Origin of the sequence: Candidatus Fukatsuia anoeciicola, from assembly GCF_964059965.1 — a bacterium.
In the GTDB taxonomy this organism is placed as follows: domain Bacteria; phylum Pseudomonadota; class Gammaproteobacteria; order Enterobacterales; family Enterobacteriaceae; genus Fukatsuia; species Fukatsuia anoeciicola.
Genome location: NZ_OZ060923.1, coordinates 15,198 through 39,800, shown reverse-complemented (window position 1 = coordinate 39,800; position 24,603 = coordinate 15,198). Strand labels below are relative to the sequence as shown.

At 34.8% G+C, this 24,603-nt stretch carries 7 protein-coding genes, 2 tRNA genes, 6 rRNA genes and 2 pseudogenes; 13 read left to right on the top strand and 4 right to left on the bottom strand.

What is annotated here, in order from left to right; all coding sequences use genetic code 11:
• Positions 1 to 8: 8 nt before the first annotated feature.
• From rpmJ to pgi, 8 genes and pseudogenes are all read left to right on the top strand, one after another.
• Positions 9 to 125, top strand: a complete 117-nt coding sequence (rpmJ, locus tag AB4W73_RS00145) for a 50S ribosomal protein L36 (protein WP_367680455.1) — start codon at positions 9 to 11, stop codon at positions 123 to 125.
• A 143-nt stretch (positions 126 to 268) separates the two neighbouring features.
• Positions 269 to 661 (top strand): 30S ribosomal protein S13, encoded by a 393-nt coding sequence (gene rpsM, locus AB4W73_RS00140; RefSeq protein WP_367680720.1) that lies wholly within the window; start codon positions 269 to 271, stop codon positions 659 to 661.
• 16 nt (positions 662 to 677) lie between these two features.
• Complete coding sequence (gene rpsK / locus AB4W73_RS00135) at positions 678 to 1,067, top strand: 30S ribosomal protein S11 (protein WP_367680454.1); 390 nt, start codon at positions 678 to 680, stop codon at positions 1,065 to 1,067.
• Positions 1,068 to 1,096: 29 nt separating this feature from the next.
• Positions 1,097 to 1,717: a 30S ribosomal protein S4 gene (rpsD, locus tag AB4W73_RS00130; protein WP_367680453.1), complete on the top strand. Its 621-nt coding sequence runs from the start codon at positions 1,097 to 1,099 to the stop codon at positions 1,715 to 1,717.
• A gap of 27 nt (positions 1,718 to 1,744) precedes the next feature.
• Entirely contained in the window at positions 1,745 to 2,749 is a 1,005-nt protein-coding gene (rpoA, locus tag AB4W73_RS00125) for a DNA-directed RNA polymerase subunit alpha (protein WP_367680452.1), read from the top strand.
• Between the two features lie 39 nt (positions 2,750 to 2,788).
• Positions 2,789 to 2,974, top strand: a pseudogene (locus AB4W73_RS00120) (bL17 family ribosomal protein); the annotation flags it as partial.
• Between the two features lie 258 nt (positions 2,975 to 3,232).
• Positions 3,233 to 3,472 (top strand): annotated as a pseudogene (gene rplQ, locus AB4W73_RS00115) (50S ribosomal protein L17); the annotation flags it as partial.
• Positions 3,473 to 3,861: 389 nt separating this feature from the next.
• Complete coding sequence (pgi, locus tag AB4W73_RS00110) at positions 3,862 to 5,505, top strand: glucose-6-phosphate isomerase (protein ID WP_367680451.1); 1,644 nt, start codon at positions 3,862 to 3,864, stop codon at positions 5,503 to 5,505.
• A 203-nt stretch (positions 5,506 to 5,708) separates the two neighbouring features.
• On the opposite strand, the gene AB4W73_RS00105 is transcribed toward pgi, so the two are convergent.
• The 4 genes from AB4W73_RS00105 to AB4W73_RS00090 form a co-directional block, all read right to left on the bottom strand.
• A tRNA-Asp gene (locus AB4W73_RS00105) sits at positions 5,709 to 5,785 on the bottom strand.
• Between the two features lie 51 nt (positions 5,786 to 5,836).
• Positions 5,837 to 5,952, bottom strand: a 5S ribosomal RNA gene (rrf, locus tag AB4W73_RS00100).
• A gap of 70 nt (positions 5,953 to 6,022) precedes the next feature.
• Positions 6,023 to 8,936: ribosomal RNA gene (locus AB4W73_RS00095) — 23S ribosomal RNA — on the bottom strand.
• 497 nt (positions 8,937 to 9,433) lie between these two features.
• Positions 9,434 to 10,980, bottom strand: a 16S ribosomal RNA gene (locus AB4W73_RS00090).
• Between the two features lie 2,215 nt (positions 10,981 to 13,195).
• On the opposite strand from AB4W73_RS00090, the gene AB4W73_RS00085 reads away from it, so the two are divergent.
• The 5 genes from AB4W73_RS00085 to topA all read left to right on the top strand — a co-directional run bounded on the left by AB4W73_RS00085 (position 13,196) and on the right by topA (position 24,522).
• Positions 13,196 to 14,742, top strand: a 16S ribosomal RNA gene (locus AB4W73_RS00085).
• Between the two features lie 497 nt (positions 14,743 to 15,239).
• A 23S ribosomal RNA gene (locus tag AB4W73_RS00080) occupies positions 15,240 to 18,153 on the top strand.
• A gap of 70 nt (positions 18,154 to 18,223) precedes the next feature.
• A 5S ribosomal RNA gene (gene rrf / locus AB4W73_RS00075) occupies positions 18,224 to 18,339 on the top strand.
• 26 nt (positions 18,340 to 18,365) lie between these two features.
• Positions 18,366 to 18,441 (top strand) — tRNA-Trp (locus AB4W73_RS00070).
• Positions 18,442 to 21,903: 3,462 nt separating this feature from the next.
• Entirely contained in the window at positions 21,904 to 24,522 is a 2,619-nt protein-coding gene (topA, locus tag AB4W73_RS00065) for a type I DNA topoisomerase (protein ID WP_367680450.1), read from the top strand.
• The last annotated feature ends 81 nt before the right edge of the window (positions 24,523 to 24,603 follow it).

Here is a 24,603-nt window from a genome sequence, read left to right as displayed (position 1 = left end):
AGAAAAAAATGAAAGTTCGTGCTTCTGTTAAAAAATTATGTCGTAATTGTAAAGTCGTTAAACGTTATGGCATCGTTCGTGTAATTTGCAGTATTGAACCAAAACATAAACAGCGTCAAGGATAATTTTTTACATAATTTTCTTGCAAAGCTGAGTTAAGCTAGCTAGATTAGCTAACTAATCTTTTATATATAACTAGATGTCATTTAAGTATCCTAAAATGAGCTTTTAGAATGGTATTTTTTTATAAAATAATTAGGAGTGCATGGTGGCCCGTATAGCAGGCGTTAACATTCCTGACCAAAAACATACTGCTATTGCGTTAACAGCAATTTATGGTATAGGGAAAACTCTTTCACAGTCTATCTGTGATATTACAGGTATTGCTAAAAATATTAAGGTGAAGGAACTTTCTGAAGAACAAATCGAGAAGTTACGTCAAGAAATTACCCGGTCAGTTATGTCTGATGATAATAAACTTAAGCCTAAATATGTTATAGAAGGTGATCTACGTCGTCAAATTACTCTTAATATCAAACGTCTTATAGATCTTGGAACTTATCGTGGCTTGCGCCATCGTCGTAGTTTACCAGTTCGTGGGCAACGTACAAAGACTAACGCACGTACCCGTAAAGGTCCGCGTAAACTAATTAAGAAATAATCAGGGTAATTAAATAATGGCAAAGGTTTCTGTTCATACGCGCAAGCGTATAAAAAAACAAGTTTCTGATGGTATAGCTTATATTCATGCTTCTTTTAACAATACTATTGTTAGCATTACTGATCGTCAAGGTAATGCTTTAGGTTGGGCAACAGCGGGAGGATCTGGTTTTCGTGGTTCTCGTAAGTCAACTCCATTTGCAGCACAAGTTGCAGCAGAGCGCTGCGCTGAGGTAGTTAAAGACTATGGTATCAAAAATTTAGAAATTATGGTTAAAGGACCAGGTCCAGGTCGTGAGTCTACTATCCGCGCGTTAAATGCGGCAGGCTTCCGCATCACTAATATTACCGATGCGACTCCTATTCCTCATAATGGTTGTCGTCCACCTAAAAAACGTCGTGTGTAGTACTGTACTAAATTTGTTGGAGAAAAAAAATGGCAAGATACCTGGGACCCAAGCTTAAGCTTAGCCGTCGTGAGGGTACTGATTTATTTCTAAAATCAGGCACACGTACGATTGGTACCAAGTGTAAAATTGATCAACCACCTGGCCAGCATGGTACACGTAAACCACGTTTGTCCGATTATGGTATACAGTTACGTGAAAAGCAAAAAGTTCGCCGGATATATGGCGTTTTAGAACATCAATTTCGTAATTATTATAAAAAAGCTGCAAGTATAAAAGGGAATACAGGTGCAAACTTATTACAACTATTAGAAAGTCGTTTAGATAATATTGTTTACCTTATGGGTTTTAGTGCTACTCGTGCTGAAGCACGTCAGTTAGTAAGTCATAAAGCTATATTGGTAAATGAACATATTGTTAATATTGCTTCCTATCAAGTATCTCCAAATGAAAAAATAAGTGTTCGTAAAAAAGCAAAAACACAAAAACGCATTAAGGCTGCTTTAGAGCTATCTGAGCAGCGTGAAAAACCAAATTGGTTAGAAGTTAATGCTGTTGAAATGATTGGTATATTTAAGTGCATTCCTGAACGTACTGATTTATCTGCGGATATTAATGAACACCTGATCGTTGAACTTTACTCTAAGTAAAGTTCAGTACCAAAGAGAGAGGATATAATGCAGGGTTCTGTAACAGAGTTTCTAAAACCACGCTTAGTAAACATTGAACAAATTAGTCATACGCATGTCAAGGTAACACTTGAACCTTTAGAACGTGGCTTTGGCCATACTCTTGGTAACGCACTACGCCGCATTTTACTTTCATCTATGCCTGGTTGTGCAGTGACCGAGGTTGAAATTGCTAGTGTACTTCATGAATATAGTAGTAAAGAAGGTATACAAGAAGATATTCAAGAAATCCTACTTAACTTAAAAGGATTAGCAGTAAAAATTCAAGGTAAAGATGAAGTTATTCTTACTCTGAATAAATCTGGTATTGGTTCTGTGATAGCTGCTGATATTACATATGATAGTGAAATTGAAATTATCAAACCACAACAAATAATTTGTAACTTAACTAACGAGAACTCATCTATTAGTATGCGTATCAAGGTTCAACGTGGTCGTGGCTATGTTCCAGCTTCTACCCGAATGCATTTAAAAGAAGATGAGCATCATATTGGTCGTTTATTAGTGGATGCATGCTATAGTCCTGTAGAGCGTATTTCCTATGATGTTGAAGCGGCTCGTGTAGGACAACGCACTGACTTGGATAAGCTAGTTATTGATATGGAAACTAATGGTACTATTGAACCTGAAGATGCTATTCGTCGTGCTGCAACTATTTTAGCTGAACAGTTAGAGGCTTTTGTTGATCTACGTGATATACGCCAACCAGAAGAAAAAGAAGTGAAGCCAGAATTTGATCCAGTTTTGCTACGTCCTGTTGATGATTTAGAGTTAACTGTCCGTTCCGCTAACTGCCTTAAAGCAGAAGCTATCCAGTACATTGGTGATCTAGTACAACGAACAGAGGTTGAATTACTAAAGACGCCAAATTTAGGTAAAAAATCGCTTACTGAAATTAAGGACGTACTAGCTTCGCGCGGTCTATCTTTAGGTATTCGCTTGGAAAAATGGCCTCCAGTTTGTATTGCTGATAATCTACCAGAACACTTATAATAATCGTAGATTAAAGTTTTATTGAAAAGGATAAGGTTTATGCGCCATCGTAAAAGTGGTCGTCAACTAAACCGTAATAGTAGTCATCGACAGGCTATGTTACGTAATCTAGCCAGTTCTTTGCTCCGTCATGAAGTAATTAAAACAACCTTACCGAAAGCAAAAGAGTTGTGTCGTATTGTTGAACTACTAATTACTATCGCTAAGAACGACTATATAGATCACGAAGGAAGTTATGAAGTTAAGAAAAAAGAGTATGAAGTTAAGCAGGATAAATACAAAGTTACGAAAAAAAAATACGATACTAAAGTAGAGGAATTAATTACAGAAAGTAAAGAATATAAATCTGAGCAAGAGGAAAATCAAAGCTTTGTAGGGTTTGAGAAACATCTTAAGAATTTTAAAAAAAACCTTAAAGCAAATCTTAATAAGAGGTTTAAAGAAAAACACAGTCAACTCGATGAATTCGATAAATATAATGCAATTAAAAAAATCAAGGTAGACGCTATTAAACCAGTAGCTAAACATTTAGCTAGATATCGTCAAGTATTTGATTATCTTCGTGATAATAAAATAGTAGTAAAGTTATTTAATGATTTAGGTCCAGGTTTTATAGCACGTCCAGGCGGTTATACTCGAATTTTAAAGTGTGGTTTTCGTATCGGTGATAATGCACCTATGGCATATATCCAACTAGTTAAGCCTAAATATCCAACTAAGTAGAGAAATAAAATAATTATAGCAAACTACCGTAAGCATATAAAAACCGGGCCCATCCGGTTTTTATATTAGTTAAGGAAGATACGGTTATTTAAGAAATATACAATTATTTATAAAATTCTATAGTAATAATTTAACTAATTAAACTTTAATATTACTCTGGTACTATTAATTATTTTATAGCCTTATAAATTAAATATGTAGTTATTAAAGAAAATAAGTCTTAATATATACAAATAATAGCGCTTAATAGAAATTAAGTATGTTAATCACAAAAAAATAATAAATAATATATTAATATAATTACTTTTATTATTAAATATAATTATATCATATCGCCATTCCATATAAAAAATAGATTGTATTTTTCTCTCAGAGCGAAGAATATTATCATGAAAAATATTAATCCTAGCCATACTCCTGCCTGGATAGCATTACAGCAACATTTTAAAAAAATAAAAAATGTGCATATCCGTGATCTTTTTGCTGAAGACAAAGAAAGATTTAATAAATTTTCAATTATATTTGATGATCAATTATTAGTAGACTTTTCAAAAAATCGTATTACTACTACAACTATGAAAAAATTACAAGCTCTAGCAAAGGAGACTAATTTACAAGACGCAATTAATTCAATGTTTAACGGTGAAAAAATTAATCGTACAGAAAACCGCGCAGTTTTACATATCGCTTTACGTAATCGTAGTAATAATCCTATTTTACTAGATGGTGAAAATGTAATGCCAAAAGTGAATAATGTACTAACAAGAATGAAAAAATTCTGTCAGGACGTTATAGATGGAGTTTGGAAAGGCTATAGCGGTAAAGCAATTACTGATGTGGTTAATATTGGGATTGGTGGCTCAGATCTTGGTCCTTATATGGTAACTGAGGCACTTTACTATTATAAAAATCATCTACAAATACATTTTGTTTCTAACGTTGATGGCACTCATATTACTGAAACATTAAAAACACTTAAACAGGAAACAACACTATTTTTGATTGCATCTAAAACATTTACTACCCAAGAAACAATGACTAATGCTCATAGTGCTCGTAAATGGCTTCTTAAAACAGCTAGTCAAAAAGATATTGCAAAACATTTTATAGCATTATCTACTAATAATAAAGCAGTAAGTGAATTTGGTATCAATATAGTATATATGTTTGAATTCTGGGATTGGGTGGGTGGTCGTTACTCTCTATGGTCTGCTATTGGTTTACCTATCGCATTGTCAATTGGCTTTAATAATTTTTTAAAATTATTAGATGGCGCTTACGCAATGGACTGTCATTTTAAAGACGCTCCAATTAAACAGAATATACCAATTTTATTAGCACTAATTTCTATCTGGTATAGTAATTTTTTTGGTACAGAAACTGAAGCTATCTTCCCTTATGATCAATATATGCATCGTTTTCCTGCCTATTGTCAACAAGGTAATATGGAATCTAATGGTAAATGTATTGATCGTAATGGTCAACAGGTAAATTACCAAACTGGTTCAATTATTTGGGGCGAACCTGGTACTAATGGTCAACATGCTTTTTACCAATTAATTCACCAAAGTAGTAAAATAATTCCTTGTGATTTTATTGCCCCAGCTATCAGTCATAATCCACTTAATGATCATCATTTTAAATTATTATCAAATTTTTTTGCTCAAACAAGAGCGCTAGCATTTGGTAAGACTAGAGTTGAAGTAGAAACTGAATTTACTAGTAAAAATTTAGCACAAACAAAAAATATTATACCATTCAAAGTTTTTGAAGGAAACAAACCAACTAACTCAATCTTACTACGTGAAATTACTCCATTTAGTCTAGGATTATTAATTGCTTTGTATGAGCATAAGATTTTCACACAGGGAGTAATCTTGAATATCTTTAGTTTTGATCAATGGGGCGTAGAACTAGGTAAACAATTAACTCATAAAATTTTACTTGAATTACAGAACAGTACAAATATTTCTAGTTATGATAGCTCAACAAATGCTTTAATTAATAAATTTAAACAATGGTGTAAGAGCTAATATTTTAGTATTAAATTAATTTGTATAAATGTATTACTAATTTTATATAGTAATATAAAAAGTATTAATAAATTTTTCAAAAATATTTAAATAAATTAAAAGTTTATTTAGAGTAGTTGTTAGTAATGCTTTAAAGCAATAAAAAATTAATAATAAATATACAATGATTTATTAAAAAATCATTGTATACGTAAAAATTATAATGGCGGTGCGGACGGGATTTGAACCCGTGACCCCCGGCGTGACAGGCCGATATTCTAACCAACTGAACTACCGCACCACTAATTCTCTTATGTTATCAACGTAAAATATTGATAATGTAAAATATGAAGCCTGGCAGTGTCCTACTCTCACATGGGGAAACCCCACACTACCATCGGCGCTACAACGTTTCACTTCTGAGTTCGGAATGGGATCAGGTGGGACCATCGTGCTAAGACTACCAGGCAAAACTCTTTTTTTAAAATATTCGTTCTAGAAACAAGTTAAATTAACATAAAAACAACTTTGGTGTTGTAAGGTTAAGACTCCTGGGTCATTAGTACTGGTTAGCTCAATACATTACTGTAATTACACATCCAGCCTATCTACGTCTTCGTCTTAAACGTCCCTTCGGAGATTTTTATCTCTGGGAAGAATAATCTTGGGGCAAGTTTCCCGCTTAGATGCTTTCAGCGGTTATCTCTTCCGCATTTAGCTACCGGGCTATGCCATTGGCATGACAACCCGTACACCAGCGATGCGTCCACTCCGGTCCTCTCGTACTAGCAGCAGCCCCCCTCAATCTTCCTACGCCCACGACAGATAGGGACCGAACTGTCTCACGACGTTCTAAACCCAGCTCGCGTACCACTTTAAATGGCGAACAGCCATACCCTTGGGACCTACTTCAGCCCCAGGATGTGATGAGCCGACATCGAGGTGCCAAACACCGCCGTCGATATGAACTCTTGGGCGGTATAAGCCTGTTATCCCCGGAGTACCTTTTATTCGTTGAGCGATGGCCCTTCCATTTAGAACCACCGGATCACTAAGACCTACTTTCGTACCTGCTCGAGCTGTCACTCTCGCAGTCAAGCTAGCTTATGCCTTTGCACTATCCTCACGATGTCCGACCGTGATTAGCTAACCTTTGTGCTCCTCCGTTACTCTTTAGGAGGAGACCGCCCCAGTCAAACTACCCACTAGACACTGTCCTTACACCGGATTACGGCGCTAAGTTAGAAAATCAAAAACTAAAGAGTGGTATTTCAACAACGGCTCCATATAGACTAGCGCCTACATTTCATTGCCTCCCACTTATCCTACACATTAATTCTCAATTTCCAGTGTCAAGCTATAGTAAAGGTTCACGGGGTCTTTCCGTCTTGCCGCGGGTACACTGCATCTTCACAGCGAATTCAATTTCACTGAGTCTCGGGTGGAGACAGCCTAGCCATCATTACGCCATTCGTGCAGGTCGGAACTTACCCGACAAGGAATTTCGCTACCTTAGGACCGTTATAGTTACGGCCGCCGTTTACCGGGGCTTCGATCAAGTGCTTTTCTTTATAGATAACACCATCAATTAACCTTCCGGCACCGGGCAGGCGTCACACCGTATACGTCCACTTACGTGTTAGCACAGTGCTGTGTTTTTAATAAACAGTTGCAGCTAGCTGGTCTCTGCGACTTACATACGCTCAGCACGTTTTCAGTGCTTCACCTATATTAGCGTGCCTTCTCCCGAAGTTACGGCACCATTTTGCCTAGTTCCTTCACCCGAGTTCTCTCAAGCGCCTTGGTATACTCTACCTGACTACCTGTGTTGGTTTTGGGTACGATTATTTATTACATTTCACTTAGTAGCTTTTCCTGGAAGCTGGGCATCTATTACTTGAGTACTTACATACTTCCCCATCTCGCCTTAGAATTATGTGTCGTCGGATTTGCCTAACTACACTTCCTACACGATTGAACCAGGTAAACCATCTCCTGGATAATATAGCCTTCTCCGTCACTACTTCGTCATAACAAACTGTACAGGAATATTAACCTGTTGCCCATCGACTACGCTTTTCAGCCTCGCCTTAGGGGTCGACTCACCCTGCCTCGATTAACGTTGGACAGGAACCCTTAGTCTTTCGGCGAGCGGGTTTTTCACCCGCTTTATCGTTACTTATGTCAGCATTCGCACTTCTGATACCTCCAGTAAACATCTCTATTTACCTTCTACGGCTTACAGAACGCTCCCCTACCCAATAATTATTACAAATGTAATGATTATTGCCGCAGCTTCGGTGTATGGTTTTAGCCCCGTTACATTTTCCGCGCAGGCCGACTCGACCAGTGAGCTATTACGCTTTCTTTTAATGATGGCTGCTTCTAAGCCAACATCCTGGCTGTCTTCGCCTTCCCACTTCGTTTCCCACTTAACCATAACTTTGGGACCTTAGCTGGCGGTCTGGGTTGTTACCCTCTTCACGACGGACGTTAGCACCCGCCGTGTGTCTCCCGTGATATATTCTTTGGTATTCGTAGTTTGCATCGGGGTGGTAAGCCGGGATGGCCCCCTAGCCGAAACAGTGCTCTACCCCCAAAGATAACCTCACGAGGCGCTACCTAAATAGCTTTCGGGGAGAACCAGCTATCTCCCGGTTTGATTGGCCTTTCACCCCCAACCACAAGTCATCCGCTCATTTTTCAACATAAGTCGGTTCGGTCCTCCAATAGACGTTAACCTATCTTCAACCTGCTCATGGCTAGATCACCGGGTTTCGGGTCTATACCTTGCAACTTATCGCCTTGTTCAGACTCGGTTTCCCTACGGCTCCCTTAAACAGTTAACCTTGCTACAAAATATAAGTCGCTGACCCATTATACAAAAGGTACGCAGTCACCTTATACAAGGCTCCCACTGCTTGTACGTACAGGGTTTCAGGATCTCTTTCACTCCCCTCGCCGGGGTTCTTTTCGCCTTTCCCTCACGGTACTAGTTCACTATCGGTCAGTCAGGAGTATTTAGCCTTGGAGGATGGGCCCCCCTTCTTCAAACAGGATTTCTCGTGTCCCGCTCTACTTTTTGAGTAAAATGTTAGCGTATTTTTAAGTACGGGGTTATCACCCTTTATTACTGGTCTTTCCAAACCATTCCTCTAATACCCTTAACAATAAATATACTCTAGGCTGCTCCCCGTTCGCTCGCCACTACTAAGGGAATCTCGGTTGATTTCTTTTCCTCGGGGTACTTAGATGTTTCAGTTCTCCCGGTTCGCTTCGTTAAACTATGTATTGATCTAACGATAGTGTAACGTATTACACTGGGTTGCCCCATTCGGGAATCGTCGGTTATCTCGCTTCATATCAGCTTACCGACGCTTTTCGCAGATTTGCACGCCCTTCTTCGCCTCTGACTGCCTAGGCATCCACCCTGTACGCTTTACTACTTAACCTTACAACCCAAAATTATCTTTAGGTTTTAAGTTATTACAATGATATACGTTAACTTTATATAACGCATAACTTTGTTATCTTAACTTTAACTTGATCTAGATTATTAAAGAGCAACTATTCCTTAATATATTTTTACTTTTAATATCAATATATTATAAAATAGTTTTTATATGGTGGAGCTAAGCGGGATTGAATTACTAACCTCATGCCTTATACGCAGGAGACTTCCCACTACATAAAAAATTAATAATATCATCATTATAATTTTTTAAATAAGATACAAATACTATAATTTTTTATTACTATAATACTATAATAGTCTATTATTTATGTTATTGTCAAGTTTTAGTGGACTTAAATCACCGACCTCACCCTTATCAGGGGTGTGCTCTAACCACCTGAGCTACAGACCCAACAAGATATAAAACTAAGCTAAGTTTAGTTTTACTTTTATCAGACAATTTGTGTGGACACCAGATAAATACTTATCTTTAGATAAGGAGGTAATCCAACCGCAGGTTCCCCTACAGTTACCTTGTTACGACTTCACCCCAGTCATGGTTCACAAAGTGGTAAGCGCCATCCTAAAGGTTAAGCTACCTACTTCTTTTGCAAAACACTCCCATGGTGTGACGGGCGGTGTGTACAAGGCCCGGGAACGTATTCACCGTAGCATTCTGATCTACGATTACTAGCGATTCCGACTTCATGGAGTCGAGTTGCAGACTCCAATCCGGACTACGACGTACTTTATGAGATCCGCTTACCCTCACAGGCTTGCTTCTCTTTGTATACGCCATTGTAGCACGTGTGTAGCCCTACTCGTAAGGGCCATGATGACTTGACGTCATCCCCACCTTCCTCCAGTTTATAACTGGCAGTTTCTTTTGAGTTCCCACCTTTACGTGCTGGCAACAAAAGATAAGGGTTGCGCTCGTTGCGGGACTTAACCCAACATTTCACAACACGAGCTGACGACAGCCATGCAGCACCTGTCTCAAAGTTACCCAAAGGGCACGTCAACATCTCTGCTAACTACTCTGGATGTCAAGAGTAGGTAAGGTTCTTCGCGTTGCATCGAATTAAACCACATGCTCCACCGCTTGTGCGGGCCCCCGTCAATTCATTTGAGTTTTAACCTTGCGGCCGTACTCCCCAGGCGGTCGATTTAACGCGTTTGCTCCGTAAGTCACAGTTTATAACTACAACCTACAAATCGACATCGTTTACAGCGTGGACTACCAGGGTATCTAATCCTGTTTGCTACCCACGCTTTCGCACCTCAGCGTCAGTCTTTATCCAGGGAGCCGCCTTCGCCACTGGTATTCCTCCAGATATCTACGCATTTCACCGCTACACCTGGAATTCTACTCCCCTCTATAAGACTCTAGGCTCTCAGTTTCAAATGCCGTTCCTAAGTTAAGCTCAGGGATTTCACATCTGACTTAAGAAACCGCCTACATGCCCTTTACGCCCAGTAATTCCGATTAACGCTCGCACCCTCCGTATTACCGCGGCTGCTGGCACGGAGTTAGCCGGTGCTTCTTCTGCGAGTAACGTCTATTAACAATATTCTTCGTATTGATTCATTCCTCCTCGCTGAAAGTGCTTTACAACCCGAAGGCCTTCTTCACACACGCGGCATGGCTGCATCAGGCTTTCGCCCATTGTGCAATATTCCCCACTGCTGCCTCCCGTAGGAGTCTGGACCGTCTCTCAGTTCCAGTGTGGCTGGTTATCCTCTCAGACCAGCTAGGGATCGTTGCCTAGGGGAGCCATTACCTCTCCTACTAGCTAATCCCATCTGGGTTCATCTAATGGCGCGAGGTCCGAAGATCCCCCGCTTTGGTTTTATAACATCATGCGGTATTAGCTATCGTTTCCAATAGTTATCCCCCTCCATCAGGCAGATCCCCAGATATTACTCACCCGTCCGCCGCTCGCCGGCAAAAATAGCAAGCTATTTTTCCGATGCCGCTCGACTTGCATGTGTTAGGCCTGCCGCCAGCGTTCAATCTGAGCCATGATCAAACTCTTCAATTTTATTTAATATTTTGTGTTTTAATATAAAAAATTTATCTTAATTATTTTGCATCAAAAACATACAAACAAAATAACTATAGATATATTTATATCTTTAGCACTTTATTCTTACTTTTACTTAGTATCTTTCAAAACTAAGCGATAGTATATTACTGGTGCCCACACAGATTGTCTGATAAATTATTAAAGAGCTACTATAAAAGATTTATTAAATTACTACTATGTTAGTAAAGGTATATTATAGAGAATTTATCTTAGTCTGCAACCATTAATTTAAAAAGAATTTTTTAATTACTTAATCTATTCAAAAAATATATCATAAAATAATATAGCACACTTAAAAACATATAAAAGCTTTATATTTTAATTAGATTAAACATAAACCTAACCCAGAAGAGTAAAAGTTATCTAATATATTTAACAATAGCATCCTAATAACGTCCAAATTTTATTAACAAAGAGTAGTATTTTCTAATAAAGGATATTATTTTAAGATAATTATATAACTATAACTAAAAATATGATTTATTATATCTAGTCTATATAAACTTCTAATAGTATTTAATATAGCTTATTAATAGAATATTTTTAAATATACTATATTTTCTTAAAACGTATGCAATTATTTTAACTAGTATCTAATACTTTCGTGAGATAAAGACGATATATTTACTTCTAGTGGTATTAAACTAGGGTGCTTTATAGCCTTTATCTTAACTATAAAATATTCTATCAAATATTTTATGCAGCTATTCATAACTTAGTAATTAATAGTTATTAGCTTTTTAAGATTTTATTTTTTACTATTTTATTAAATATAAGCTTTATTCCATAATTAATAATGGTAAAAAGATAGTAAAATACTAATAAGATAGGAATAATTTATATATAAAAAATCTTTTTGCAAAATGTTTCTACAAACTAGTAATATAAGATATTTTAGTTTAGTGTTGCTAAAATAGGTCTATTGTAGATATCTTATAATATTATAATTTACTAATTAAATAGTCAATATTTTTTGCTTTAAAAATTATGGAAGCTATCCTTATTATAAATTTATCATAGATTACTTTATTTATTAATTGTGAAATACTACTATATTAAAACAATAGAGTAAGAAGATAGAACTCTTTTATTATAAATACTTTATTAATAACTACAGTATTATAATTGACATTAATTTATTTAATCTATTATAGTAAAATTTAAAGATAATTAATGCCTATTGACTGCTTAATTTATAAGTAAAAAACTAATAAGAAAATAAAAACTTACATTTTTATAATATGTAAAATTAATAATAATAAAGGAAGTATAATTTCTAGATCATTAATTATAAATATATTATATTCAAGTTTAAATAATTTTAAAACTATTTATTTTATAATAGATTAGAATTGCTATATTATAAAAGAATTAGATAGCTAAATATAACATAAAATCAGTTTTAATAAAAATTATATAAGAATAATTTTTAGTCTATTTATGTGACTATTTTGAGATAATAATTTTTAAGTTTATAGTTATGCATGGTAGCATTAATTCTATTATTATAATCTAAAAATTTTTACTTATAAAGAAATTAGTACTACTATTAAAATCTAATAAACTATTGAAATTACTATTGAAAAGTTTAATAAATTTATAGTATAAAATACTATTAGAAGTTTATATAGACTAGATATAATAAATCATATTTTTAGTTATAGTTATATAATTATCTTAAAATAATATCCTTTATTAGAAAATACTACTCTTTGTTAATAAAATTTGGACGTTATTAGGATGCTATTGTTAAATATATTAGATAACTTTTACTCTTCTGGGTTAGGTTTATGTTTAATCTAATTAAAATATAAAGCTTTTATATGTTTTTAAGTGTGCTATATTATTTTATGATATATTTTTTGAATAGATTAAGTAATTAAAAAATTCTTTTTAAATTAATGGTTGCAGACTAAGATAAATTCTCTATAATATACCTTTACTAACATAGTAGTAATTTAATAAATCTTTTATAGTAGCTCTTTAATAATTTATCAGACAATCTGTGTGGGCACCAGTAATATACTATCGCTTAGTTTTGAAAGATACTAAGTAAAAGTAAGAATAAAGTGCTAAAGATATAAATATATCTATAGTTATTTTGTTTGTATGTTTTTGATGCAAAATAATTAAGATAAATTTTTTATATTAAAACACAAAATATTAAATAAAATTGAAGAGTTTGATCATGGCTCAGATTGAACGCTGGCGGCAGGCCTAACACATGCAAGTCGAGCGGCATCGGAAAAATAGCTTGCTATTTTTGCCGGCGAGCGGCGGACGGGTGAGTAATATCTGGGGATCTGCCTGATGGAGGGGGATAACTATTGGAAACGATAGCTAATACCGCATGATGTTATAAAACCAAAGCGGGGGATCTTCGGACCTCGCGCCATTAGATGAACCCAGATGGGATTAGCTAGTAGGAGAGGTAATGGCTCCCCTAGGCAACGATCCCTAGCTGGTCTGAGAGGATAACCAGCCACACTGGAACTGAGAGACGGTCCAGACTCCTACGGGAGGCAGCAGTGGGGAATATTGCACAATGGGCGAAAGCCTGATGCAGCCATGCCGCGTGTGTGAAGAAGGCCTTCGGGTTGTAAAGCACTTTCAGCGAGGAGGAATGAATCAATACGAAGAATATTGTTAATAGACGTTACTCGCAGAAGAAGCACCGGCTAACTCCGTGCCAGCAGCCGCGGTAATACGGAGGGTGCGAGCGTTAATCGGAATTACTGGGCGTAAAGGGCATGTAGGCGGTTTCTTAAGTCAGATGTGAAATCCCTGAGCTTAACTTAGGAACGGCATTTGAAACTGAGAGCCTAGAGTCTTATAGAGGGGAGTAGAATTCCAGGTGTAGCGGTGAAATGCGTAGATATCTGGAGGAATACCAGTGGCGAAGGCGGCTCCCTGGATAAAGACTGACGCTGAGGTGCGAAAGCGTGGGTAGCAAACAGGATTAGATACCCTGGTAGTCCACGCTGTAAACGATGTCGATTTGTAGGTTGTAGTTATAAACTGTGACTTACGGAGCAAACGCGTTAAATCGACCGCCTGGGGAGTACGGCCGCAAGGTTAAAACTCAAATGAATTGACGGGGGCCCGCACAAGCGGTGGAGCATGTGGTTTAATTCGATGCAACGCGAAGAACCTTACCTACTCTTGACATCCAGAGTAGTTAGCAGAGATGTTGACGTGCCCTTTGGGTAACTTTGAGACAGGTGCTGCATGGCTGTCGTCAGCTCGTGTTGTGAAATGTTGGGTTAAGTCCCGCAACGAGCGCAACCCTTATCTTTTGTTGCCAGCACGTAAAGGTGGGAACTCAAAAGAAACTGCCAGTTATAAACTGGAGGAAGGTGGGGATGACGTCAAGTCATCATGGCCCTTACGAGTAGGGCTACACACGTGCTACAATGGCGTATACAAAGAGAAGCAAGCCTGTGAGGGTAAGCGGATCTCATAAAGTACGTCGTAGTCCGGATTGGAGTCTGCAACTCGACTCCATGAAGTCGGAATCGCTAGTAATCGTAGATCAGAATGCTACGGTGAATACGTTCCCGGGCCTTGTACACACCGCCCGTCACACCATGGGAGTGTTTTGCAAAAGAAGTAGGTAGCTTAACCTTTAGGATGGCGCTTACCACTTTGTGAACCATGACTGGGGTGAAGTCGTAACAAGGTAACTGTAGGGGAACCTGCGGTTGGATTACCTCCTTATCTAAAGATAAGTATTTATCTGGTGTCCACACAAATTGTCTGATAAAAGTAAAACTAAACTTAGCTTAGTTTTATATCTTGTTGGGTCTGTAGCTCAGGTGGTTAGAGCACACCCCTGATAAGGGTGAGGTCGGTGATTTAAGTCCACTAAAACTTGACAATAACATAAATAATAGACTATTATAGTATTATAGTAATAAAAAATTATAGTATTTGTATCTTATTTAAAAAATTATAATGATGATATTATTAATTTTTTATGTAGTGGGAAGTCTCCTGCGTATAAGGCATGAGGTTAGTAATTCAATCCCGCTTAGCTCCACCATATAAAAACTATTTTATAATATATTGATATTAAAAGTAAAAATATATTAAGGAATAGTTGCTCTTTAATAATCTAGATCAAGTTAAAGTTAAGATAACAAAGTTATGCGTTATATAAAGTTAACGTATATCATTGTAATAACTTAAAACCTAAAGATAATTTTGGGTTGTAAGGTTAAGTAGTAAAGCGTACAGGGTGGATGCCTAGGCAGTCAGAGGCGAAGAAGGGCGTGCAAATCTGCGAAAAGCGTCGGTAAGCTGATATGAAGCGAGATAACCGACGATTCCCGAATGGGGCAACCCAGTGTAATACGTTACACTATCGTTAGATCAATACATAGTTTAACGAAGCGAACCGGGAGAACTGAAACATCTAAGTACCCCGAGGAAAAGAAATCAACCGAGATTCCCTTAGTAGTGGCGAGCGAACGGGGAGCAGCCTAGAGTATATTTATTGTTAAGGGTATTAGAGGAATGGTTTGGAAAGACCAGTAATAAAGGGTGATAACCCCGTACTTAAAAATACGCTAACATTTTACTCAAAAAGTAGAGCGGGACACGAGAAATCCTGTTTGAAGAAGGGGGGCCCATCCTCCAAGGCTAAATACTCCTGACTGACCGATAGTGAACTAGTACCGTGAGGGAAAGGCGAAAAGAACCCCGGCGAGGGGAGTGAAAGAGATCCTGAAACCCTGTACGTACAAGCAGTGGGAGCCTTGTATAAGGTGACTGCGTACCTTTTGTATAATGGGTCAGCGACTTATATTTTGTAGCAAGGTTAACTGTTTAAGGGAGCCGTAGGGAAACCGAGTCTGAACAAGGCGATAAGTTGCAAGGTATAGACCCGAAACCCGGTGATCTAGCCATGAGCAGGTTGAAGATAGGTTAACGTCTATTGGAGGACCGAACCGACTTATGTTGAAAAATGAGCGGATGACTTGTGGTTGGGGGTGAAAGGCCAATCAAACCGGGAGATAGCTGGTTCTCCCCGAAAGCTATTTAGGTAGCGCCTCGTGAGGTTATCTTTGGGGGTAGAGCACTGTTTCGGCTAGGGGGCCATCCCGGCTTACCACCCCGATGCAAACTACGAATACCAAAGAATATATCACGGGAGACACACGGCGGGTGCTAACGTCCGTCGTGAAGAGGGTAACAACCCAGACCGCCAGCTAAGGTCCCAAAGTTATGGTTAAGTGGGAAACGAAGTGGGAAGGCGAAGACAGCCAGGATGTTGGCTTAGAAGCAGCCATCATTAAAAGAAAGCGTAATAGCTCACTGGTCGAGTCGGCCTGCGCGGAAAATGTAACGGGGCTAAAACCATACACCGAAGCTGCGGCAATAATCATTACATTTGTAATAATTATTGGGTAGGGGAGCGTTCTGTAAGCCGTAGAAGGTAAATAGAGATGTTTACTGGAGGTATCAGAAGTGCGAATGCTGACATAAGTAACGATAAAGCGGGTGAAAAACCCGCTCGCCGAAAGACTAAGGGTTCCTGTCCAACGTTAATCGAGGCAGGGTGAGTCGACCCCTAAGGCGAGGCTGAAAAGCGTAGTCGATGGGCAACAGGTTAATATTCCTGTACAGTTTGTTATGACGAAGTAGTGACGGAGAAGGCTATATTATCCAGGAGATGGTTTACCTGGTTCAATCGTGTAGGAAGTGTAGTTAGGCAAATCCGACGACACATAATTCTAAGGCGAGATGGGGAAGTATGTAAGTACTCAAGTAATAGATGCCCAGCTTCCAGGAAAAGCTACTAAGTGAAATGTAATAAATAATCGTACCCAAAACCAACACAGGTAGTCAGGTAGAGTATACCAAGGCGCTTGAGAGAACTCGGGTGAAGGAACTAGGCAAAATGGTGCCGTAACTTCGGGAGAAGGCACGCTAATATAGGTGAAGCACTGAAAACGTGCTGAGCGTATGTAAGTCGCAGAGACCAGCTAGCTGCAACTGTTTATTAAAAACACAGCACTGTGCTAACACGTAAGTGGACGTATACGGTGTGACGCCTGCCCGGTGCCGGAAGGTTAATTGATGGTGTTATCTATAAAGAAAAGCACTTGATCGAAGCCCCGGTAAACGGCGGCCGTAACTATAACGGTCCTAAGGTAGCGAAATTCCTTGTCGGGTAAGTTCCGACCTGCACGAATGGCGTAATGATGGCTAGGCTGTCTCCACCCGAGACTCAGTGAAATTGAATTCGCTGTGAAGATGCAGTGTACCCGCGGCAAGACGGAAAGACCCCGTGAACCTTTACTATAGCTTGACACTGGAAATTGAGAATTAATGTGTAGGATAAGTGGGAGGCAATGAAATGTAGGCGCTAGTCTATATGGAGCCGTTGTTGAAATACCACTCTTTAGTTTTTGATTTTCTAACTTAGCGCCGTAATCCGGTGTAAGGACAGTGTCTAGTGGGTAGTTTGACTGGGGCGGTCTCCTCCTAAAGAGTAACGGAGGAGCACAAAGGTTAGCTAATCACGGTCGGACATCGTGAGGATAGTGCAAAGGCATAAGCTAGCTTGACTGCGAGAGTGACAGCTCGAGCAGGTACGAAAGTAGGTCTTAGTGATCCGGTGGTTCTAAATGGAAGGGCCATCGCTCAACGAATAAAAGGTACTCCGGGGATAACAGGCTTATACCGCCCAAGAGTTCATATCGACGGCGGTGTTTGGCACCTCGATGTCGGCTCATCACATCCTGGGGCTGAAGTAGGTCCCAAGGGTATGGCTGTTCGCCATTTAAAGTGGTACGCGAGCTGGGTTTAGAACGTCGTGAGACAGTTCGGTCCCTATCTGTCGTGGGCGTAGGAAGATTGAGGGGGGCTGCTGCTAGTACGAGAGGACCGGAGTGGACGCATCGCTGGTGTACGGGTTGTCATGCCAATGGCATAGCCCGGTAGCTAAATGCGGAAGAGATAACCGCTGAAAGCATCTAAGCGGGAAACTTGCCCCAAGATTATTCTTCCCAGAGATAAAAATCTCCGAAGGGACGTTTAAGACGAAGACGTAGATAGGCTGGATGTGTAATTACAGTAATGTATTGAGCTAACCAGTACTAATGACCCAGGAGTCTTAACCTTACAACACCAAAGTTGTTTTTATGTTAATTTAACTTGTTTCTAGAACGAATATTTTAAAAAAAGAGTTTTGCCTGGTAGTCTTAGCACGATGGTCCCACCTGATCCCATTCCGAACTCAGAAGTGAAACGTTGTAGCGCCGATGGTAGTGTGGGGTTTCCCCATGTGAGAGTAGGACACTGCCAGGCTTCATATTTTACATTATCAATATTTTAGGGGTGTAGTTCAACTGGTAGAGCACCGGTCTCCAAAACCGGATGTTGGGAGTTCGAGCCCCCCCACCCCTGCCAAATATGTTAAATAAAAATTATTCACTAAAATATTTTACTTGATATATTAATTTTTTTATTTAAACACTTTAAATAAAAAAATGATTAGTAAGTAGTATAAAAAATTACTTAATATTAAAAATTACTGAAAGGTAAAAGTAATTTATATATGTTATATAATTCTATGCTATATTAGTAAGGATAATTATATAAATCTAAATTATATTATGAAATAATTAATATAAAATAGATGCAAATTACATACAGTTTAGCTATATTACATTATAAACTTAAATAAAATTAATTATATTACTAAAGTAGTATAATTAATTTTATTACTAAAATATGTATTAACTGTAATTATTAAGAAACCTATTTAAAGATTCTTATAATAAAGATAATAAAAATAATAAAGATAATAGATAGTATTTAATGTAAAAATAAAATATTTAAAATAATAAAGAAATTATATATCTAGAATTTTTAATTTAAATAAAATTTTAAAAATATTCAAATTAATCAAATATTAATGTACAGGATAGTATCTTAATTATACTAATTAAATAGTTAATATAATTAATTAAAATTAATATAATAGTAAACTAGATATTTATTATTTTAATATATTAATTTTAAATGCAAAAAATAATAATAGCAAAATATTAAAAAATTAATAATTATTTTAAACCTTAATTACAGTAATGATCTTATAGCTTAATACTTAATATATAAATAATTTATTTCTATATAATATCAAGATTATTATCCATTTATATTTTATTAACATGTATTAGCTATTAAAAAATAATTTCTAGTCTACATATAAATAATAATACACTTTAGTATAGAAAATAGTAATCTAAAGTAGTGAGTTAAATAATGATAAACATCACTTAGCATTTAATAAAATTATTACTAAATAGATATAATAGTGTTCTTTTTTAGTATGGAGAACTATTCTAATACTTATTAATACAGGATACTTAACATCTGGCAAAATTATTGGAAGTATCTATTATATATTAAGGTATACTAAATTTTGCTATAAAATTTAGTATAAACTCTATGATTCACGTTTTAGTAACTAGAATATGCACTAATTTCTTAGGCATTGCTAAGAAATGCTATTAATTATGATGCCTTTAATTACGATATTAATAATATTTTCTATATCTAAATAGCCTAAGACTTAATAGCTAAAGTATCTAAAAGTAGTAATTATTACTACAGATAATATATGTTTTATATAATATTATTTTTTGTTTTCTTGTAACTCTATTAAGAATTAAATTATTTATTTTATTGAATAATTATGGAAATATAAATTATTAGTGTATCTTAAATTTTTTTTATACTTTTTTAAAGTACTAGGTTATTAGTTAAAAAATACAATAGAATATATATATTCTATTTGGTAACTAAATATTAGTTATGATTTATATTGGTATTCTATAATTTATATATAATACTACTTATGTATAAGTTAATAATAAAAATCTTTAGGTTATATAGTAACTATATACTAAGTAATTATATTCTGTAATCATCATAACAAATAAAATTATACAACATTTAATAAGTAATAAACAAAAAAACTATTAGTTTTTAAATATAAAATATCTATTAATTCTAATATTAATATATAAGTTATAATAATATTTAACGTTAATTATTTTAATATCACTTAAGTAATAATTTTATTAAATTAGCCTAGAAAAAAATAAAATATGCTAAAAAATAAGTAAATTTAATTATTAATTATAGTAACTTAAGTCAAAAGTTGATCATAATAATTAGTATAGTTAAGTCTGTCCAATAACAATTAAAAAATAATCTAATAATTTATTTTCTTTTAACTATTAGTTAGTAGTACTAATCAGTCTATTAAATAATAGGTCTTTTTAGGGAGTAGAAAATACAGTAAATTTTAAAAGAGATTTAAAAACTCTTAATGCAAAAAAAATAAATAAATACAGAATAATATTCTGGATAATTTAACCTCTACTAATATCTATAAAGCATCATAAAGATTATTTAATAAACAAAAAAATTATAAAAAATATTAACTAAATCTAGTTATAGTTTTCGTCATAAAATCGAAAATATTATTGAACAAGATCGTATTGGTATTAATAGTAAAGTAGCTAAATTAGCTAATTGTATCTATGTTTACAAAGTCAATAAAAATTTATTTAGATGGTGAAGTACTATTAATTACTAAATCATAAGAAATACTATATATATTCTTACTTATTATAAACCTAATAGTAAATTATGCTCCACTATAATCCTAAAGTATAACTAACAGCATTTGATTGGCTACCTAAATTATGTGATTTCGTTAGGTTATTATAGGATATTTAGGTGTTAATATTTAAAGTCTAATAGTATTTAATACTCGTGATCTATTAGCCAATTATTTAATATACTATATGGATTTTTAGTAAAATTAATAATGATATAATTAAAATACTAAAACAAGGTATATAGCTAAAAAAGACTTATCTAGCTCCGTGTTATTAGTTTTTAAAAAGAAGAGATTTGAATTAGTAATAATATTATTATAGTAGAAGGTATTATAATAAAGCTATTATATTTAGCAGTAGTATTGATTCAAGTAAATCATTTAATTAATATTTATTACGGTAGTGTATTTTTATCTAAAATCTTGTTACGTAATAAGTGTATATAATTTAATTAACAAACCACTAGCTACTTAAGAAAGTTAGTAGGATTATAGATTAAACTTTAAGTAAATTATTAATTAAAAATAAAATAGCACCACTAATAAAAATTGATTCAATTAATTTACTAAAACATTATACTTTTATATAACACAAGAAAATTTAGCGTAAAATATAGTTATTAGTATCTAATATAAAATATTTAATATAAAACAAAGAATTATTATAAAGCATTGCTAGTGTTAGTTAAAGTAAAAGATTAAGTATTTTAGAGTAAAAAATATAAGTGCTATATAGCCTAGTTTAATAGTTTTATAATTAATATTATATCATATTAATATTTACCTGTAACTTACTAAAATTATTACTATTTATAATTATATTATAATTTATATTACTAATTATAATGTATCTATCCTTTATATTATTAATGATTTATCTTTATAATAGTACGATCTATAAAGAGTTAAATAAAAATATATTTATATAAATAATAAATATATTTTATAAATAATAGTGAGTACTCAGGCTAAAGATAGAGCTGTTAGATGCTATTAGAACTAATAGTAATTTATTAAAATCTAAAATAGATAAATATAAAGTTTTTAGTGTAATTTATAAATATTGTATTTAATTAACTTATTAAATTACTAAAATACAACATAAAGTATTAATTGTTTATTATTACATTGATAGTAACATTATGGAAATTTATTAATATAAAAACTAGATATTTCTAAAATACAAAAATTCTGGCAGATAAAAATCTAGGTGTTAGAGTAAATAATTGAAGGTAATTATGGATAAAGCTCTCGTAATAGTTGAATCACCGGCAAAAGCTAAAACTATTAACAAATATTTAGGTAATAGCTATGTGGTCAAATCTAGTATTGGTCATATTCGTGATTTGCCAACTGGAAGATCAAATAGAAAAAAAAATATAGATTTAGCTGAAAAAAAAATATCAAAAAAAGATCAACTAAATAAAAAAGTTAAAAAAAATAAAAAAATAGCATTAGTTAATCGAATGGGAATCGATCCTTATCATGACTGGCAAGCACAATACGAAATTTTACCTGGTAAAGAAAAAGTAGTTGCTGAACTAAAATCATTAGCGGCAAAAGTAAATCATATTTATCTTGCAACTGATCTTGATCGTGAAGGAGAGGCTATTGCTTGGCATCTACGTGAGATTATTGGCGGAAATAACACGCGTTTTAGTCGCGTAATGTTTAACGAAATTACTCAAAATGCAATTGGACAGGCTTTTAAATATCCTATTGAGCTAAATATTCATCGCATCAATGCCCAGCAAGCTCGTCGTTTTATGGATAGAATTGTAGGCTATATGATTTCACCATTATTATGGAAAAAAATCGCCCATGGCTTATCTGCAGGACGAGTGCAATCTGTTGCTTTACGTTTAGTTGTTAAACGTGAAAACAATATTAAAACTTTTATCCCAGTAGAATATTGGGATCTTAATGTAGAATTATTAACACAAAGTGGCATTAGTGTCCAAATGGAAGTTACTCATGTACAAGATTGCGTATTTAAACCTATTAGTGCTAAACAAATACATACTGCGGTAACATTACTAGAAAATGCTCAATACAAAGTATCAGAATGGAAAAAAAAATCCATTATTAGTAAACCTAATGCTCCTTTTATTACTTCAACGCTACAGCAAACTGCAAATACTCGCTTAGGTTTTAGAGTAAAAAAAACTATGTTAATAGCACAGAGATTATATGAAGCGGGTTATATTACTTATATGCGTACCGATTCTACTAATTTAAGTAATGATGCTTTAGCAATGGTACGAAATTATATTCATGCTAATTTTGGTGAATATTATCTATCATCATCAATTAATCAATATAATAATAAAAAAAATTCTCAAGAAGCTCATGAAGCTATTCGCCCATCTAATATTAATATATTAGCAACACAATTAACAGATATGGAAGGAGATGCACAAAAGTTATATAAACTAATTTGGTGTCAATTTATTGCTTGTCAAATGAGTGCTGCTATATATGATTCAACTACACTAATTGTTCAAGCATTAGATTATCAACTAAAAGCAAAGGGAAGAACATTGCGTTTTGATGGATGGACTAAAATAATACCTACATTAAACAAAAGCAATAAAGATTGTACTTTACCAGTAATAAATATTGGTAGTATATTGTACTTAAAAAAACTACAACCAAATCAGCATTTTACTAAACCACCATCGCGTTACAATGAGGCTTCCTTAGTAAAAGAGTTAGAAAAAAAAGGAATTGGTCGTCCTTCAACTTATGCTACTATCATTTCTACTATTCAAGAACGTGGTTATGTACGAGTTCATAACAATCGTTTTTATGCTGAAAAAATAGGTGAAATTGTTACTGATCGGTTAGAAAAGAATTTTCATGAATTAATGAATTATGATTTCACAGCACGAATGGAAAATAGACTAGATCAGATTGCTAATAATCAGGCAAAATGGAAAACGGTACTTGATGTGTTTTTTAGTGAATTTAATGCACAACTAATAGAGGCAGAAAAAGATCCAGAAGAAGGTGGTATGTGTCCAAATTCCATAGTGTTAACTCAGATTATATGTCCAACATGTAGTCGTCAAATGGGAATCCGTACTACTAGTACTGGGGTATTTTTAGGGTGTTCAGGTTATACATTACTACCAAAAGAGCGTTGTAAAATGACAATTAACTTAATTCCTGAAACTGAGATCCTTAATATTCAAGAAGGAGAATATGCTGAAACTAATGCGTTACGCGCGCGCCATCGTTGTCAAAAATGTAAAACAGCAATGGATAGTTACCTTATAGATACAGAATATAAGTTACATGTTTGTGGTAATAATCCTATATGTGAAGGTTATGAAATTGAAAAAGGTAAGTTTCATATTAAAGGTTACAAAGGTCCTATTATTAAATGTGAAAAATGTAGTGCAGACATGCATTTAAAAATAGGTCGTTTTGGCAAATACATAGGTTGTACTGGTGATAAATGTAAAAATACCCGTAAGATTTTACGTAATGGGGAAGTTGCACCGCCAAAAGAAGCGCCAATTCTTTTACCAGAGTTACCTTGTGAAAAATCTAATGCTTATTTTGTACTTCATGATGGAGCTGTTGGCGTATTTTTATCTGCTAATACATTCCCTCAATCACGGGAAACTAGGGCTCCACGAGTGGAAGAGTTAGTTAGATTTAAGCATCTTTTACCAGAAAAATTACGTTATTTAGCTGATGCTCCAGTAAAAGATAAAGAAGGAAATAAGACTTTAGTTCATTTTAGTCGAAAGACAAAACAGCAATATATTTTATCTGAAAAAGCTGGGAAAACAACCTCTTGGTCGGCTTTTTATGTTAATGGTAAATGGATTGAAAGTAAAAATAAGTAAAAATTAAAAATTTAATACTATTAAATTACAGTAATTTCATTACATTTTTAAAATAGTTAAATATAATTTGAATATATTATT